The organism is Pseudonocardia kujensis (assembly GCF_021283305.1).
Lineage (GTDB): Bacteria > Actinomycetota > Actinomycetes > Mycobacteriales > Pseudonocardiaceae > Pseudonocardia > Pseudonocardia kujensis.
The window spans coordinates 1-13,378 of record NZ_JAJSOK010000038.1; the positions used below are offsets into that span (position 1 = coordinate 1).

The window sequence follows — 13,378 nt, forward strand, 5'->3', positions numbered from 1 at the left end:
CTCCAGCGACGGCACGTCGGTCACCTCGGGCCGCGGGTCGTACCCGACGACCTCATGGCCCGCCGCGCGCACCCGGTCCCGCATGTTCCCGCCCATGCGGCCCAGGCCGATCAGTCCGAGTTGCACGTCCCGCTCCCTACAGCTCGCTCGTCGGTCCTCGCGCCGGCCGGCGCCGGGCCTCATCGTGCCGCATCCGGCGGCGGGACGATCAGTCGGAGCGAGCTCCGCCCAGCGCCGATCCTCGCAGCGCGAGCTCCACCCGGCGCGGGTGTTCCGTCCGCTCAGCCCGGCAGCCGGACCGGCATCAGCAGGTGGAGGTACCCGGGATCGGCGGGCGCATCCCCCGCGTCCTCGCCGTCGGCCGGCGGGACGACCGGGCGCACGAGGGCGGGCCGGTTCGGCGTGGTGAAGGTGAGCTGCGCCTTCTCGGTGTGCAGCGCGCCCAGTGCGTCGAGCAGGTAGCCGGGGTTGAACGCGATGGTCAGCGCGGAGCCGTCGAGCGCGCAGGGCAGCTCCTCCTCGGCGCTGCCGACGTCCTCGCCGCCGGCCGCGAGCCGCAGCCCCTCCTCGCCGAACTCCAGCCGGATCTGCGCGACGCGGTCGGCGACCAGGGACACACGCTTGATCGCCTCGACCAGCCCGGCGACGTCGAGCTCGGCCGCGGTCGTGTGCTCGGCCGGGATCAGCTGGCGGAAGCGCGGGAACTCGGCGTCGAGCAGGCGGGTGGTGGCGCGGCGACCGCCCCCGGTCATCCCGAGCATGCCGTCGCCCGCGGAGAGCGCGATCTCGACGGTGCCGGCGCCGGCCAGCGTCTTCGCCACGTCCGAGAGGGTCTTCGCCGGGATCAGCACCGCGGTGGACGCCCCGGCGTCCTCGGGCTGCCAGTCGAGCTCCCGGACCGCGAGGCGGAACCGGTCCGTCGCGGCGAGGGTCAGCCGCGAGCCCTCGATCTCCAGCCGGACGCCGGTGAGCATCGGCAGCGTGTCGTCCCGGCCCGCCGCCACGGCGACCTGGGCGACCGCGCCGGCCAGCTCCGCGGCGTCGACCGTGCCGGCCCGCTGCGGCATGGCCGGCAGCTGCGGGTAGTCCTCCACGGGCATGATCGGCAGCGAGAAGCGGCTGTTCCCGCAGTTGATCGTGGCCCGGGCCCCGTCGACCACGAGGTCGACCGGCTTGTTCGGCAGCGCGCGGGTGATGTCCGCGAGCAGCCGGCCGGAGACGAGCACCTGGCCCGGGTCACCGATCGTCGCGTCGAGCTCCACCCGGGCGGAGGTCTCGTAGTCGAACCCGGAGACCGTCAGCCGGTCGCCGCCCTCCCCCGAGGCGGCGTCGATCAGGACACCGCCCAGGACCGGTACCGGCGGCCGCGCGGGCAGGCTACGTGCCACCCAGGCGGCAGCGTCGGCGAGGACGTCGCGTTCGACCCGGAACTTCATGGCGAGGGAGACCTTTCACCGGTGGTCACTGGGTGTGACCGGGAGGCGGGCACACGGGACGGGCTGTGGGGAGCCCGGACGACGAGGCTCCCCGACGGGGGCCGACGGCTCGGCCGCGAACGGCTCCCCCGGGGATCCCGCCGACGGCCCGGCGGTCCGGGATCGGCCGACTCACCGTAGAGCCTCCCGCGTCCGGGTGTCACGTCGCCCGGTCGCCGTCCGGCGACCGGTGGGCGGGGACCGCGGAGTGCCCCGTCCGTGTGCTCCATCCACCCCCTTCTTTCTCTTGTAGTTCCTCGAAGAGAGAACTCCAGAAGCAGAGACAGGTCCTGTGCACAGTGTGGATGAACGCCGTCGTCGCAGGTCACTCGGTGCGGCGTCCTGGGGACCGAGCCTCGGGACCGAGTCGGGACGCATCCGGCTGCCCGTGGATGGCCGGCGTTCTCGCGATGTTGTCCGACGCTCATCCCCGTCCCGGTGGGGAGTTGTCCACTGTTCTCGGGCCGTCCGTCCACGGGCTCCGGCACGACAATCCACAGAGTTGTCCCCAGATGTGGGTGAAGCGTGGCCGTGCGTCCACGCTGTGCGACCGGTCGGCGTCGTCGCGGCAACCCGGTGGCGACGGGCGGCACCCTCAGAAGTCCCGCCCTGCACACGCTCCGCAACGGACCGTGACCGCTTCCGTGACGGTGCGAGGCCGGCACTGGGCCGACGGTGCGCCGAACGCCCACTAGTGGACGACGAGCGGTGAGCTCGGCAGCGACACGCGGGCGATTCCGATCTCTACCGGATGGAGATCACGTTCGGCCCGCGGATGCGGCCGGAAACCCGAAGTGGATCTCTGCGCCGGTCACCGCGCGTGCTGCGGAGAGGCCCTGAGACGGCCGCTGAGGGCTGTTCGCGGTGAGCCGTGTGGGTGCAGGTGGTCCGACGCCGACGGTGACGGTGTGAGACCGGGCTTCCCGGGCCGCCGCCCGCTCTTCCCGCCCGCGGAACCTGGGGACGGCTGGGGACGACTCGCGATCTTCGCTGCTCCGGGCCCTCCGGAAGCCGAGGCTTCCGACGGCGCGAGTCGGGAGTCCTGGTGGCGCGAGTCGGGAGTTCCGGTGGCGCGAGTCGGGAGCGTCCGTGAGTTGTGGGGGTGGCGCTGCGTGGGCGAGGTGACGTTCGTGATCGGCGCACACGGGCGATGCGCGCAGAGCGCGTCGACCGCTCCCGGCCGACCCCGCCCGGCCGACCCCGCCCGGCCGACCCCGCGGAGGCAGCGGAGGCAGCGGGCGACGGTCAGTGCCGGGCGCGCTGCTTGATGCGGGCGGTGAGCTCCTGGACCTGCTCGAAGGTCTTGCGACGCAGCGAGATCTCGTTGCGGATCTTCTTGTCCGCGTGCATGACGGTGGTGTGGTCGCGGCCGCCGAAGGTCTGCCCGATGCGCGGCAGCGAGAGGTCGGTGAGCTCGCGGCACAGGTACATGGAGATCTGCCGGGCCTGGGCGAGCGCCTTCGTCTTCCCCGGCCCGCAGAGCTCCTCCATCGTGACGTCGAAGAACTCGGCGGTGACCGCCATGATCGTCGGCGCGGTGATCTCGGAGGCGGCCGAGTCGGGGATGAGGTCGCGCAGCACGATCTCGGCGAGCTGCGTGTCGACCGGCTGCCGGTTGAGCGACGCGAACGCCGTCACCCGGATCAGCGCGCCCTCGAGCTCGCGGATGTTCCGCTCGATGCGCTCGGCGATGAACTCCAGGACGTCGCCGGGCACGGCGAGCCGGTCCTGCGCGGCCTTCTTCCGGAGGATCGCGATCCGCGTCTCCAGCTCGGGCGGCTGGATGTCGGTGATCAGGCCCCACTCGAACCGTGTGCGCATGCGGTCCTCGAGGGTCTCCAGGCGCTTCGGCGGGCGGTCGGAGGAGACGACGATCTGCTTGTTCGCGTTGTGGAGGGTGTTGAAGGTGTGGAAGAACTCCTCCTGGGTCCCCTCCTTCCCCTCCAGGAACTGGATGTCGTCGACCAGCAGCACGTCGACGTCCCGGTAGCGGCGCTGGAAGGCGACCTTGCGGTCGTCGCGCAGCGAGTTGATGAAGTCGTTCGTGAACTCCTCGGTGCTCACGTACCGCACCCGCATCCCGGGGAACAGCCGCTGGGCGTAGTGCCCCACGGCGTGCAGCAGGTGCGTCTTGCCCAGCCCGGACTCGCCCCAGATGAAGAGCGGGTTGTACGCGCGCGCCGGCGCCTCGGCCACCGCCACCGCCGCGGCGTGGGAGAAGCGGTTCGACGCCCCGATGACGAAGGTGTCGAAGGTGTACTTCTCGTTGAGCCGCGTCTGCGACCGCGGCGCCACCGGGTCGCCCGCCTGCGGGGCCGAGTAGGTCGGCCACACCTCGGGCCGGCCGGGGGTGAGCGGCCCGGCCTCGCCGGGGGCCGGCGGTCCTCCGCCGTCGACGCCCGCGGGTTCGGGCAGCGCCGCGGCCGCGGCGGGGTCGACCGGGATGCCCGACGGCGGGGTGGGCGCGTCGTGCACGACGCCCTCGGACCCGTTCGGCGCCGGCGGCGCGAGGCCGGGCAGGGGCGCCGGGGCGACCGGGCCGCGGCCGTCCGCGATCTCGCCGAGCGACGGCGCACCGGGCCGTACGCGCGCGGGCGGGTCCGGGACGTCCGTCCCCCCGGAGGCGGCGTTGGCGTCGACCACCACCGCGAGGTTCACCTGCACGCCCATGTGGCGGCCGATGGCATCGCTGATCGGCCGCCGGAGGATGCGCTCGATCGCGTCCTTCGCGAACTCGCTGGGCGCGGCGAGCAGCGCCGTGCCGTCGAGCAGCCCGAGCGGGCGGGTCAGCCGCAGGAAGGCGCGCTGCTGCGCGGACAGCCCGGGGGAACCCGGATCCGTCGCGGGTCCGGCGAGGTCGGCGATGACCAGGCTCCACACCTGGGCGAGGTCACCGGGTTCGGCCACCGCTCGGCCCCTCTCCGCGTGCCGACCTGCTGGGGAGCGGTGGGCACGACCTCGTTCGTCGTCTCGTCGGCGTGGGCTGGGCATCCCCAGACTTATCCACACATGTGCGTAGACCGTACGCAGGGGAGTACGGCGGGCCGCGACCACCCTCCCGTCGGGCGCGCGCCCGCAGCGTCCGTCGTGGTGACAGTCGGAGAAGCCCCGATCCCCCCGGATGGAACTGCGAAGCCCGCACGCTAACAACGACCGGCCCGAGGTCACAAGACGCGCAGGTCGCAAGCCTGTACAGGCCCGTCCGACGCGCCCGAGGTGGCCTGCGGGGATGACGCTGCGCACCCGCGTCGTCACCGTGTGGACCACGCGATCAGGGCCGCCGCGGGGGCGGTTTGCACCGCTCGGAAGCGGCTGCGTACCCTGGTCTGCAGGCGCGGTCCGTCGCCGGCACGTCCGCGTGCCCCGACACAGCACGATGCTGCACCCGCGCACGACCGAGATCAGAAGCTACCGACGGCCCGGTACCCCACGGCGCCGTCGACCGGGAGAGTCGACCGTGAGCAAGCGCACCTTTCAGCCGAACAACCGCCGCCGGGCCAAGACGCACGGCTTCCGGCTTCGGATGCGCACGCGCGCCGGGCGCGCGATCATCTCGGCGCGCCGCCGCAAGGGCCGCGCGCAGCTCTCGGCCTGACCGCCGCGCCGTCGGAGTGCTGCCCGCCGGCGCCCGGCTGACCCGTCGGGACGAGTTCGCCTCGACGATCCGCCACGGTCGCCGCGCGGGCCGCTCCCGGCTCGTCGTGCACCTGGACATGGCGTCCACCACCGACCCGGCCTCGCAGGCTCCGCCGCGGGCCGGGTTCGTCGTGAGCAAGGCCGTCGGGAACGCAGTGGTCCGCCACCGCGTCGCCCGGCGGCTGCGTCATCTCGTCGCGGCCCGGCTCGGCACGCTGCCGACCGGGTCGTCGCTCGTCGTGCGGGCGCTCCCGCCCGCCGCCGCGGCGACCTCCGCCGAGCTGGGCGCGGACCTGGAGTCCGCGCTGCGCTCCGCGTCGAGGAAACTGCGGGGGCGGGAGCCCGCCCGGTGAGCCCCTCCCCCGTCGCGCGCGTCCTGATCGGCGCGGTGCGCGTCTACCAGCGCTGGATCTCCCCCGCGCTGCCCCCGACCTGCCGCTTCTACCCGAGCTGCAGCGCCTACGCGCTCGAGGCCGTGCAGGTGCACGGCGCGGCGCGCGGCACGTGGCTGGCGGTGCGGCGGCTGCTGCGCTGCCACCCGTGGCACCCTGGCGGAGTGGATCCGGTCCCACTCCGGGAACCGGAGCCCGCGGAAACGCCGGAACCCGATCGCCCCGCCCGCCCCGACGACCGTCGAGCCGCCGACTGCACTGAGAAGTGCGAGGAGCAAGCGCCGTGCTGAACTTCATCTACTACCCCGTGTCGTTCATCATGTGGGTCTGGCACAAGGCGTTCGGCTTCGTGTTCGGCGCGGACTCGGGCGTCTCCTGGGTCCTCGCGGTGATCTTCCTGGTCTTCACCCTGCGCGCCATCCTGTACAAGCCCTTCGTCGGGCAGGTCCGCTCCATGCGGAAGATGCAGGAGATGGCGCCGGAGATGCAGAAGCTCCGGAAGAAGTACGCCAACGACCGGCAGAAGCTCGGGCAGGAGATGCAGAAGCTCCAGTCGGAGAACGGCGCGAACCCGCTCGGCGGCTGTCTCCCGGTGCTGGTCCAGGTCCCGGTCTTCATCGGCCTGTTCCACGTCCTGCGTGAGTTCAAGCCGGGCAAGACCGAGAACTACTTCTTCGGCGCCGACGAGGTGCGCTCCTTCGTCGACTCGGACTTCTTCGGCGCCAAGCTCGGCGCGTCCGTGGTGAACACGCAGTACTCCACCACGACCCTCGCCGAGCTCGGCGGCAACCTCACCAGCCAGCTGATCGTCATGATCCCGCTGATGATCCTGGCGGGTGTGTTCACGCACATCACGGCGCGCCACTCGGTGGCCCGCCAGGCCGCGAACCCGGCCGCGATGGACAACCCGCAGACGGCGATCATGCAGAAGCTGATGCTCTACGTGTTCCCGATCGGCGTCGTCGTCGGTGGCCCCTTCCTGCCGCTGGCGATCCTCTTCTACTGGGTCTCCAACAACCTGTGGACCCTCGGCCAGCAGTACGTCGTCTACAAGCGGATCGACGCCGAGGAGGCGGAGAAGAAGGAGCAGGCCACCGCGCAGCGCAACGCGCTCGCCCCGAAGCCGGGCCAGAAGCCGCAGCGCGACGTCCGTGGCACAACGAACGGCACCACGAACGGGACCACCAACGGCTCCGCGCCGGCTGACGAGGCCGACGCCGACACCAACGGCAGCGTCGACGGGGAGAGCCCGTCCGCGCCCGCGAAGAAGCCGGGGGCGAAGCCCGTCACCAAGCCGATGCCGGGAGCGAAGCCCGTGGGCGGCAAGCCGGCGAACCGGCCGGCCGGCCAGGGCGGGCGCCCCGGTGGCGGCGGCAACCGCACGCAGGCCCGGAAGGGCAAGAAGCGGCGGTGACACGAGGGTCGGTGGGCGCGAGGCGACACCGACCTCGACGGACCTTCGAGCGGGCGGCCGGGCGACGCCGCCCGCTCACCTCGTCCGATCCGCCCCGGCGGACCGGACGAGCGCAACGTGGAGAGGAGACACACGTGCCGAAGACCGCGGAGAGCGGGTCCGAGGACCAGCTGATCAAAGAGGGCGACATCGCGGGCGACTACCTCGAGCGCCTGCTCGACATCCTCGACTACGACGGCGACATCGACCTCGACGTCGAGGCCGGCCGCGCGATCGTCAGCATCGACGGCGGTGAGGACCTCGTGAAGCTCGTCGGCGACCGGGGCCAGGCGCTGGAGTCGCTGCAGGAGCTGACCCGGCTCGCCGTGCAGCAGGCGTCGGGCAACCGGAGCCGGCTGATGCTCGACATCGCGGGGTGGCGGCAGAGCCGCCGGGACGAGCTGACCGAGCTCGGCACCCGCACCGCCCAGGAGGTCAAGGAGTCGGGCCAGCCCGTGCGGCTGCGTCCGATGACCCCCTTCGAGCGCAAGGTCGTGCACGACGCCGTCGCGGCCGTGAAAGGCGTCTCCAGCGAGAGCGAGGGCGAGGAGCCGCGCCGGCAGGTCGTCGTCTTCCGCGACAAGTGAGGCCGGGTCCCCCGGGACCCGCACCCCAGCACCCGCCCGCGCCCTCCGTGTCCGCATCGGACCGGAGGGCGCGGCCGTGTCCGGCCCCCTGGAAGATCTGGACGGTTTCACGTGGAACATCCCCCCGCCGCGGCGGAGAAGGTTTTCGGCGACCGCCTCGACCGCGCCGCCCGGTACGTCGAACACCTCGCGACGTCCGGTGTCGAGCGTGGCCTCATCGGCCCGCGCGAGACCGATCGCCTGTGGGACCGGCACGTCCTGAACTGTGCCGTCGTCGCGGAACTCGTGCCGGACGGCGCGAAGGTCGTGGACGTGGGTTCGGGAGCGGGCCTTCCCGGGATACCGTTGGCGCTGGCTCGCCCGGATCTTCGGATCGTGCTCGTGGAGCCGCTCGCCCGCCGGGTGGAGTGGCTCAACGAGATCATCGACGATCTGGGCCTGTCGCTCACCGTGGAGCGCGGGCGGGCCGAGGAGAATGCGATCCGGCGTCGATGGGAGGGGGCGGACGTGGTCACCGCTCGTGCCGTCGCGCCGCTGGCCCGGCTCGCCGGCTGGTCCCTCCCCCTGCTGCGGACCGGTGGCAGGCTGCTCGCCGTCAAGGGCGCGTCGGCGCCGGACGAGATCAGCCGGGACGCCGCGGAGGTCCGCCGGCTCGGCGGCGGCACGCCGACGATCGAGCGGTGCGGCGCCGGAGTCGTCGACCCGCCGAGCACCGTCGTCTCGGTCGAACGGGAGAGCCGGCCCCCCGGCAGGCCACGGAGGAGGCGCTCGTGATCCCGCCGTCGCACGTGACACGTCGTCAGGAAGGCCCCGCACGATGAGCATCGGCTGGACCCCCATCGCCGAGGAGGCGGAGCGCGCCGCCCGCCTGCGGCATCCCGACCGGCACTCGATGCCGAAGCCGGCGCACCGGCGGATCCTCACCGTCGCCAACCAGAAGGGCGGCGTCGGGAAGACCACGAGCACCGTCAACATCGCGGCCGCGCTGGCGATGCACGGCCTGCGGGTGCTCGTCGTGGACCTCGACCCGCAGGGCAACGCCAGCACGGCGCTCGGTGTCGAGCACCGGGCCGGCACGCCGTCGATCTACGAGGCGCTGCTCGGCGAGATCGGGATCGTCGAGGCCGCGGCGGTGAGCACGGCGTCGGACAACCTGCTGTGCGTGCCCGCCACGATCGACCTGGCGGGCGCCGAGATCGAGCTGGTCAGCATGGTCGCCCGCGAGTCCCGGCTGCGGCAGGCGCTGTCCGACGAGGTGCTCGACGAGCTCGCCGTCGACTACGTCCTGATCGACTGCCCGCCCTCGCTGGGCCTCCTCACCGTCAACGCGCTCGTCGCGGCCGCCGAGGTGCTGATCCCGATCCAGTGCGAGTACTACGCGCTGGAGGGGCTCGGGCAGCTGCTGAGCAACATCGACCTCGTGCGGTCGCACCTCAACACCGCGCTGCACGTCTCGACGATCCTGCTGACCATGTACGACGGCCGCACCAAGCTCGCCGACCAGGTCACCTCGGAGGTGCGCCAGCACTTCGGCGGCACCGTGCTGCGGACGGTCATCCCGCGCAGCGTGAAGGTCTCCGAGGCCCCGGGCTACAGCCAGACGGTGCTCGCCTACGACCCGGGTTCGCGCGGCGCGATGAGCTACGTCGACGCCGCCCGGGAGATCGCGCTGTACGGCTCGCGGATGGGCGGGCCGGAGACGAACGGGGCGTAGATGGCCGAGCGCAAGGGCGGGCTGGGCCGAGGCCTGGCCGCGTTGATCCCCACGGCGCCTCCGGGTGAGCAGCCGACCCGCCCCTCTCCCCCGACGCCGTCCTCCCGGGTGCCGGAGTCGTGGGAGCGCGGGGAGGCGGAGAGCTCCGCCGCGCCGGCCGGTGCGGTCGGAGGGTCGGTCGCCGAGGCGGGCGCGGTCTACCGCGAGATCCCGGTCGGCGCGATCCGGCCCAACCCGAAGCAGCCGCGCAGCCAGTTCGACGAGGAGCACCTGGCCGAGCTGGCCCACTCGATCCGCGAGTTCGGGCTCCTGCAGCCCATCGTGGTGCGCGAGACGGGCCCGGGTGCCTTCGAGCTCGTCATGGGCGAGCGGCGCTGGCGGGCCTCGCAGCAAGCCGGCCTCGAGGTGCTGCCGGCGATCGTGCGCCGGACCGGCAACGACGAGATGCTCCGCGACGCGCTGCTGGAGAACATCCACCGCGTCCAGCTGAACCCGCTCGAAGAGGCCGCCGCCTACGAGCAGCTGCTCGCGGAGTTCGGCGTGACCCAGACGGAGCTCGCGGACCGCATCGGTCGCAGCCGCCCCGTGGTCACCAACATGATCCGGCTGCTGCGACTCCCCGTGGCCGTCCAGCGCCGGGTCGCCGCCGGCGTGCTGTCCGCGGGCCACGCCCGCGCGCTCCTCGGGCTCGACGACGCGGAGGCCCAGGAGGAGCTCGCCGCGCGCATCGTCGCCGAGGGCATGTCGGTGCGCGCGACCGAGGAGGCGGTCGTGCTCGCGCGCAACGAGAAGCCGGGCAAGCAGCGGCAGGCCCGCTCCCGCCCGACCCCGACGGCCGGGATGAGCGAGCTCGCGACCCGCCTGTCCGACCGCTTCGACACCACGGTCAAGGTGGAGATGGGCGCTCGGAAGGGCCGGCTCGTCGTGGAGTTCGGGTCTGCCGAGGACCTCGAGCGGATCGCCGGGCTGATCGAGCGCGGCTGAGGGCGTTCCCGTGGAACGTGGTCGGCACCGTTCCACGTGAAACGTCAGCCCCGCTCGACAGCGCGTTCCACGAGGGCCGCGAAGACCGCGCCCAGATCACTCCCCTCGGCCGCGACGGCGGTCGGCAGGAGCGAGGTGTCGGTCAGCCCGGGCGAGACGTTCACCTCGAGGATCTGGACGCGCCCCTCCTCGTCGACGACCGCGTCCATCCGTGAGACGTCCCGGAGCCCGAGCAGCGCGTGTGCTTGCAGGGCGGTCTCGCGAAGCCGGTCGAGGACCTCCTGCGGCAGCCGGGCCGGGCAGTGGAAGCTCGCCGCGCCCTGCGTGTAGCGGGCGGTGTAGTCGTAGACGCCGCCCGGCACGTCGACCTCGACCGGCGGCAGGGCGCGTGGCTCGGCGCCGTCGTGCACCACGGAGACGGCGACCTCGGTGCCGGTGACGAAGCGCTCGGCGAGGACGGTGTCGGCGTAGGCGAGGCAGCTGACCATGGCCGAGGGCAGCTCGGCCGCGGAGCGGACGACCTGGGCGCCGAGGGCCGAGCCACCCTGATCGGGCTTGAGCATGAGCGGAAGACCCAGCCGGTCCACCATCGCGTCGAGCACGGCCTGGGCGCCCAGCTCGCGGAAGGTCGCGTGCGGCAGCGCGATCCAGTCGGGGGTGTCCAGGCCGGAGCGGGCGAGCTCGGCCTTGGCGGTCGGCTTGTCCCAGGCACGGCGGCATGCCGACGACACCGTGCCGACGAAGGGCACGCCGATCAGTTCCAGAACGGCCTGCACGGCGCCGTTCTCGCCCTCTCCCCCGTGCAGCGCGACGATCGCGGCGTCGGGGCGTTCGGTGCGCAGCCGCTCGATCAGGGCGGCGTCGGCGTCCCACTCGCGGACCTCCAGCCCGCTGGCGCGCAGGGCGCCCGCCAGCCGGCGCCCGGATCGCAGGGACACCTCACGCTCGTGGGACAGTCCACCCGCCAGCACGGCCACGCTTCGATCGCTCACCGGGGCATTCTGCGCCACGGTCCACTCCGACCCGGCGTCCGGCCCGTCCTGTTTCACGTGAAACGCGCGGGAGCGGGTAGCGGCCCTCGGCCTCGGCGCCGCACCGCCCTGGCTCCACCCGGCAAGGGTGGGTGGGTGCGATGGCTCGAGACGGCGCCCCGACCTTGCAGGGAGACGAACTCTCGCGAGGGGTCCGCTTATGGTCCGCTGTCGCGGCTGTGCGGCTCCGGCCGCTCCACGGTCCGAGCACGCCTGATCGCCATGGGGGGGCGGAGCGGTGCGTACGCCGGGATCACCCTCCCGACCGCCCCGCGGCTGGTCGGGCGGAGATCACCGAGCCCGGACGACGAAAGCGGATCTCGACCGTGCCCAGGCGGATGCTGCTCGACGGACCGACTCCGGTCTGCGTGGCGAGGACCGGAAGGCGGACGCTCCGCTGATCCTCACTCGCCCCGTTTCACGTGAAACGCCTCGAACGACGAACGCCCCGCGGACGCAGGTCCGCGGGGCGTTCACGGGAAGGGCTCAGGCCGTGTCGGGACCGGGGGTGTGTGCACCGCGGCGCAGTTCGGGGGCGGGTGCGGCGGGGAGGCCGAAGGTGCGGCGCACCTCGAGCTCGGCCTCGATGACCCCGGCGAGCCGGCGGACGCCCTCGGTGATGCGTTCCGGGGTCGGGTAGCAGTACGAGAGGCGCAGCTGACGGCTGCCGAAGCCGTCGGCGTAGAACCCCGTGCCCGACGCGTAGGCCACCCGGGCCGTGACGGCGCGCGGCAACATCGCCTTCGCGTCGACCCCTTCGGGCAGCGTGACCCACACGTAGAAGCCACCGTCGGGCACGGTCCAGGTGCAGCCCTCGGGCAGGTACGTCGCCAGCGCGGTCAGCATCGCGTCACGCCGCTCCCGGTACTGCTCCGTGTAGGCCTTCACCTGCGCCCGCCAGTCGTGCTTCTCCAGGTACCGCGACACGACCATCTGCGTGAAGCTCGGCGGGCACAGCGTGGCCGACTCCGCGGCCAGCACCAGCCGGTCCCGCACCGCCGGCGGCACGAGCGCCCACCCGACCCGGAGACCGGAGGCGAAGGTCTTGGAGAACGAGCCCAGGTAGATGACCGAGCGGTCCAGCGACCGCAGTGCCGGGTACCGGGTGCCGCTGAAGCCGAGCAGCCCGTACGGGTTGTCCTCGACGACCCCCACGCCGTACTCCGCGCACAGGTCCAGCACCCGCTGCCGTCGCTCGACGGCCAGCGTCACGCCGGCGGGATTGTGGAAGTTCGGGATCGTGTAGAGGAACTTCGGGGTGACGCCGCGGGCGGCGAGCGTACGCAGCGCCTCCTCCAGCAGTTCCGGGACGAGCCCGTGCTCGTCCATCGCGACGTGGACCACGCGGGCCTGGTAGGCGGCGAAGCTGCCCAGCGCGCCGACATAGGACGGCCCCTCGGCGAGCACCACGTCGCCCGGGTCGCAGAACAGCCGGGTGACGAGGTCGAGGGCCATCTGCGAGCCGACGGTCACGACGACGTCGTTCGGGTCGGCCTCGATCCCCTCCTCCCGCATGACGTCGCAGATCTGCGTGCGCAGCGCGGGCACGCCCTGGGCGGAGCCGTACTGCAGCGCGACCTGGCCCTCGCGGGCGACGAGGTCGCCGATCTCGGCGGACAGCTCCTCGAGCGGCAGCGCGGCCAGGTTGGGCATGCCACCTGCGAGCGAGACGACCTCGGGCCGACTGGCGACGGCGAACAGCGCCCGGATCTCGGAGGCGACCATCCCGGAGGTCCGTGCCGCGAACCGCTCGGTCGGCGGGACCGGCGCGGCTGCCGCCGCCCGCTCGACGGAGACGTCGGGCTGCTGCGGGGACGGCGGGATCGTCACGGTGGATCCTCCAGGTCGACGGCTGAGCGGAGCTCGCGGAGCGAACATCGGCGCCGATCGCAGCCCGGCGGCCACGCGCGCGCAGCCTCGGGGAGCGAAAGTGGCACCTGAGTGTAACCGGGACGGGTGTACGGTCTGCCCTTCGGCGAGGCTGAGACACCGGTCGCAGCAGCCGGGGTGTCGCAGGGGCCCCGACCGACCTACCATCGAACGGTCTTCGTGATCACACGGGGGGTCTCGACCACGCGGAACCCGATCGGGTCGGCCGCCGGAGGT

13 protein-coding genes are annotated in these 13,378 nt (G+C 73.0%); 8 read left to right on the forward strand and 5 right to left on the reverse strand.

Annotated elements, in window-relative coordinates:
- From LWC35_RS23680 to dnaA, 3 genes are all read right to left on the reverse strand, one after another.
- The coding region (locus LWC35_RS23680) for an NAD(P)-binding domain-containing protein (RefSeq protein WP_232872449.1) at positions 1-183 on the reverse strand (183 nt) is incomplete at its 3' end.
- A 98-nt stretch (positions 184-281) separates the two neighbouring features.
- Positions 282-1,436, reverse strand: coding sequence for a DNA polymerase III subunit beta (gene dnaN / locus LWC35_RS23685; RefSeq protein ID WP_232872450.1), 1,155 nt, complete (start codon positions 1,434-1,436; stop codon positions 282-284).
- Positions 1,437-2,720: 1,284 nt separating this feature from the next.
- The gene (gene dnaA, locus LWC35_RS23690) at positions 2,721-4,382 is read right to left on the reverse strand and encodes a chromosomal replication initiator protein DnaA (RefSeq protein WP_372463089.1); all 1,662 of its coding nucleotides are present in this window, start codon (positions 4,380-4,382) and stop codon (positions 2,721-2,723) included.
- Positions 4,383-4,932: 550 nt separating this feature from the next.
- Here dnaA and rpmH point away from each other — a divergent pair.
- From rpmH to LWC35_RS23730, 8 genes are all read left to right on the forward strand, one after another.
- On the forward strand, positions 4,933-5,070 hold the full coding sequence (rpmH, locus tag LWC35_RS23695; protein WP_232872451.1) for a 50S ribosomal protein L34: 138 nt from the start codon (positions 4,933-4,935) through the stop codon (positions 5,068-5,070).
- Positions 5,071-5,086: 16 nt separating this feature from the next.
- On the forward strand, positions 5,087-5,464 hold the full coding sequence (rnpA, locus tag LWC35_RS23700; RefSeq protein ID WP_232872452.1) for a ribonuclease P protein component: 378 nt from the start codon (positions 5,087-5,089) through the stop codon (positions 5,462-5,464).
- Positions 5,461-5,793 carry a membrane protein insertion efficiency factor YidD gene (gene yidD / locus LWC35_RS23705; protein WP_232872453.1) on the forward strand — a complete coding sequence of 111 codons (333 nt, stop codon included), beginning with the start codon at positions 5,461-5,463 and terminating at the stop codon, positions 5,791-5,793. The genes rnpA and yidD overlap by 4 nt, the downstream gene beginning before the upstream one ends.
- On the forward strand, positions 5,787-6,917 hold the full coding sequence (gene yidC / locus LWC35_RS23710) for a membrane protein insertase YidC (RefSeq protein WP_232872454.1): 1,131 nt from the start codon (positions 5,787-5,789) through the stop codon (positions 6,915-6,917). Before yidD ends, yidC begins: the two co-directional genes overlap by 7 nt.
- 134 nt (positions 6,918-7,051) lie before the next feature.
- Positions 7,052-7,543, forward strand: a complete 492-nt coding sequence (locus tag LWC35_RS23715; RefSeq protein WP_232872455.1) for a Jag family protein — start codon at positions 7,052-7,054, stop codon at positions 7,541-7,543.
- Positions 7,544-7,654: 111 nt separating this feature from the next.
- Complete coding sequence (rsmG, locus tag LWC35_RS23720) at positions 7,655-8,317, forward strand: 16S rRNA (guanine(527)-N(7))-methyltransferase RsmG (protein ID WP_232872456.1); 663 nt, start codon at positions 7,655-7,657, stop codon at positions 8,315-8,317.
- Positions 8,318-8,360: 43 nt separating this feature from the next.
- Positions 8,361-9,257 carry a ParA family protein gene (locus LWC35_RS23725; RefSeq protein ID WP_232872457.1) on the forward strand — a complete coding sequence of 299 codons (897 nt, stop codon included), beginning with the start codon at positions 8,361-8,363 and terminating at the stop codon, positions 9,255-9,257.
- Positions 9,258-10,241 carry a ParB/RepB/Spo0J family partition protein gene (locus LWC35_RS23730; protein WP_232872458.1) on the forward strand — a complete coding sequence of 328 codons (984 nt, stop codon included), beginning with the start codon at positions 9,258-9,260 and terminating at the stop codon, positions 10,239-10,241.
- Positions 10,242-10,285: 44 nt separating this feature from the next.
- Here LWC35_RS23730 and LWC35_RS23735 read toward each other — a convergent pair whose 3' ends face one another.
- A complete protein-coding gene (locus LWC35_RS23735) occupies positions 10,286-11,233 on the reverse strand; it encodes a D-alanine--D-alanine ligase family protein (protein WP_232872459.1) in 948 nt (315 codons plus the stop codon).
- Positions 11,234-11,758: 525 nt separating this feature from the next.
- Positions 11,759-13,150, reverse strand: coding sequence for an aminotransferase-like domain-containing protein (locus LWC35_RS23740; RefSeq protein ID WP_232872460.1), 1,392 nt, complete (start codon positions 13,148-13,150; stop codon positions 11,759-11,761).
- Between the last annotated feature and the right edge of the window lie 228 nt (positions 13,151-13,378).

Coding starts and splice junctions, on each gene's coding strand:
- dnaN (WP_232872450.1), bottom strand. CDS start 1,436: ATGAAGTTCCGGGTCGAACGCGACGTCCTCGCCGACGCTGCCGCCTGG.
- LWC35_RS23725 (WP_232872457.1), top strand. CDS start 8,361: ATGAGCATCGGCTGGACCCCCATCGCCGAGGAGGCGGAGCGCGCCGCC.
- LWC35_RS23730 (WP_232872458.1), top strand. CDS start 9,258: ATGGCCGAGCGCAAGGGCGGGCTGGGCCGAGGCCTGGCCGCGTTGATC.
- LWC35_RS23740 (WP_232872460.1), bottom strand. CDS start 13,150: ATGTTCGCTCCGCGAGCTCCGCTCAGCCGTCGACCTGGAGGATCCACC.